The sequence below is a fragment of the uncultured Blautia sp. genome, assembly GCF_902497045.1.
Taxonomy (GTDB): Bacteria; Bacillota; Clostridia; order Lachnospirales; family Lachnospiraceae; genus Blautia_A.
The window spans coordinates 1-2,272 of record NZ_CABVDF010000326.1; the positions used below are offsets into that span (position 1 = coordinate 1).

2 protein-coding genes are annotated in these 2,272 nt (G+C 41.9%); both read right to left on the minus strand.

Annotated features, from left to right (window positions below; genetic code table 11):
• Positions 1-132: 132 nt before the first annotated feature.
• Positions 133-762 carry a uracil phosphoribosyltransferase gene (upp, locus tag RDS42_RS14290; protein ID WP_177295843.1) on the minus strand — a complete coding sequence of 210 codons (630 nt, stop codon included), beginning with the start codon at positions 760-762 and terminating at the stop codon, positions 133-135.
• A gap of 158 nt (positions 763-920) precedes the next feature.
• Positions 921-2,147 carry a CDP-alcohol phosphatidyltransferase family protein gene (locus RDS42_RS14295; RefSeq protein ID WP_308784247.1) on the minus strand — a complete coding sequence of 409 codons (1,227 nt, stop codon included), beginning with the start codon at positions 2,145-2,147 and terminating at the stop codon, positions 921-923.
• Positions 2,148-2,272 lie beyond the last annotated feature (125 nt).

A 2,272-nucleotide genomic window follows, 5' to 3' on the forward strand; every position in this document is an offset into this window, starting at 1 on the left:
TATATTTTTCGCTTATGTGAAACTATAAAACATTAGCTGGTATCGTTGGATACCAGCTAATGTTTTATTACATAATATTCAATATTTAGATCGTGCCTTTATGTGCACCATCCGCTTTTTATGATTCCTTTTTTATCTGGTTCCGAAGATACGGTCTCCCGCATCGCCAAGTCCCGGGCAGATATATGCATTTTCGTTGAGTTCACGATCCAGATGACCAACATAGATCTGAACATCCGGATGAGCCTTATGCAGACGCTCCAGACCTTCCGGAGCAGCAATGATAAACATGCATTTAATGTTCTTTCCGCCATGCTCTTTGATAAAATCAACCGCAGCTACTGCAGAACCACCGGTTGCCAGCATCGGATCTGTAACAACGATCAGTCTCTGATCAATAGGATCCGGAAGCTTGCAGTAATATTCATGTGGCTCATGAGTTTCCGGATCCCTGTAAAGACCAATGTGACCGATCTTTGCAGACGGAACCAGAGTTGTGATACCATTAACCATTCCAAGTCCGGCACGAAGTACAGGTACAACTGCAAGCTTCTTACCTGCGATCATAGGTGTCATACAGGTTTCCAGCGGAGTCTCTACCTCCACATCCTCCAGCGGAAGATCTCTCAGAGCCTCAAATCCCATAAGGACCGCAATCTCTTCGATCAGCTTACGAAATTCATTTGTTCCGGTACGCTTATCTCTCAGCAGTGAAATTTTATGCTGGATCAGCGGATGTTCCATAATATATACGTTTTCCATATCAAACCTCCGTTATTTTTCTATAAAAAATGACTTATCGACGGAATATAAATAAATCTTCCTCCGATAAGTCATATTATACCCTATTTTATAACGGACTTCTACCAGAATCTACAGAATCCTGCAAAATACTTCTGTATCGCAGACTAAGGTTCTTATCACACTCTTCCCGGAAGCTTGCGTACAGCTCTTTTTTCCTGTTCCTGAGCCAGACGGAGTTCATCCATGTACATAACAAAGGACATCAGCATACAAACTCCAACTGCTCCGACCAGAATGTTGGCTGTGGAATACGGAATCCTGGGCGCTGCAAACAAGATCAGTCCTGCCACATAGGAGATCATGGTGTTCAGTCTGCCATGCCAGCGAACCATCTGATTTTTGTCCAGGTCCAGCATATATTTCCAACCAAGGACAAGTGTATAACTTTCCTTGATAAAAAAAAGTATCAGGATAACCTTTGCCAGCGAATACCTGGGCACCAGACATGCCAGCAGCACAAACTGCATCACCTTATCTGCCAGAGGATCCAGAAGTTTGCCGATTTCGGTCACTCTCCCTGAGCTTCTTGCAATCCTGCCGTCCAAAATATCGGTAGCAATTACAACAAAAAGCAGCAACGCCAGCATAGATTTTTCGCCGCGCATATTGTGACGCTGAAGCATTGCCATAAATACCAGTGCAAGAGTCAGACGTCCCGCACTTAAAAAATTGGGGAGCGTAAAGATTTCTCTCACGGTAAACATTTTTTCAAACTTCTTCAGGTTCTCCGGGATAATCCGATAAAACACCTGATAACAGATCATATTCAGGATCAGCGCTGTTACTACATCTTCCACACTATGCTGTTTCAGGAACATAGTAGACAGCACGATCGACACTGTAATAATAATATTTCCTGCAGTAAAAATCCGGCTCTGTCTGCATTTTTTATTATTGAGAAGTGCTACACAGCAGGCAACTGCATTAAAGACGTGCATACTTGGAAAAATATTGGTAGGCGTATCGATCAGATACAAAAACTGCACCGCCTGAATAAACGGACTTCCCCCCTCCAGTACAGGTCTCAGATCCTGACCATTGGGATATACATAGGAAATAATCAGGAAGAGTGTCATACCTACACCCAGTGTTCCCATATACTGATAATATTCTTTTTTTCCCGGGCTTCCAAGAGCAAAATAAAGTACGCTGCCCAGCACCACAAAATACCATAATACATATGGGATAATAAAATACTCGCAGAACGGAATCTTATCATCCAGAAAAGTATGGATAAGATGCGTTTCCACAGGAATCCTCTCCACAAGCATAAAGGAAATCATATAAAAAATCCCGTATGCAGGAATGATCCACAAATGTTTTGATTTCTTTAAATAATCCAAAATATCACCCTTTCATAGGAAACGGTTTACACCGCGAAATCAAACAGAGCAACACTTGTTCTGTAGGTAATAGTATAACGTATTATACTATTTATTCAATGCATAAATTGCTGAAAACAGAAGGT

What these genes read in the sequence shown, in the direction of transcription:
- upp (WP_177295843.1), bottom strand. Translation starts at nt 762, where the DNA reads ATGGAAAACGTATATATTATGGAACATCCGCTGATCCAGCATAAAATT.